The sequence below is a fragment of the Thauera phenylacetica B4P genome, assembly GCF_000310225.1.
Lineage (GTDB): Bacteria > Pseudomonadota > Gammaproteobacteria > Burkholderiales > Rhodocyclaceae > Thauera > Thauera phenylacetica.
Genome location: NZ_AMXF01000595.1, coordinates 1 through 510, shown reverse-complemented (window position 1 = coordinate 510; position 510 = coordinate 1). Strand labels below are relative to the sequence as shown.

Sequence of the window (510 nt, the reverse complement as noted above, 5' to 3'; positions counted from 1 at the left end):
CACGCGTCTCTCGGGCAGCAAGGGCCAGCGCCGCGCGCGGGCGGCGAGCGGCCAGCCGAGCGTCGTCGGTGCGCGGCGCAGGGCGAGCAGCAGATGAGCGTCGCAGGTGCCCGGGCGCTCGTCGGCCGCGAGCGTGTCGGGGGCGACGATGCCGACTGTGGGCAGCGTGGCCTGTTCCGCTCCGGCTGGGGCGGGGAGGTCCACCACGACGCGATCGAGCGGCGCATCGGGCGCGATGCGGTGCTGGGCGAGGAGATAGTCGCGGGTGCGCTCGACCTCGTCCGCCAGCGCCTGCGGGTCGGCGAGGGTCTCGGCGTGGGCGTGCACCAGGCGGGAGAACAGGGTGTGGTCGCCCTCCAGCAGTGCGATGCGCAGGCCTGCGCGTCCGGCGGCGGCGACCAGGCGTGGGTGCGACGGCGCCTTGCCGCGGCGGCGCTGGCGTGCGTCGGGCAGCGGCAGGCGCGGCAGCAGGGCGGCGGCCGGGGCGAGGAGCTCCGGCCGTCGGCCGTC

General features: G+C 78.0%; 1 protein-coding gene. It reads right to left on the bottom strand.

All coding sequences use genetic code 11. The features are described from left to right. Nucleotides 1–510: hypothetical protein (locus tag C667_RS23865; RefSeq protein WP_004392567.1), on the bottom strand; the 510-nt coding region annotated here is incomplete at both ends.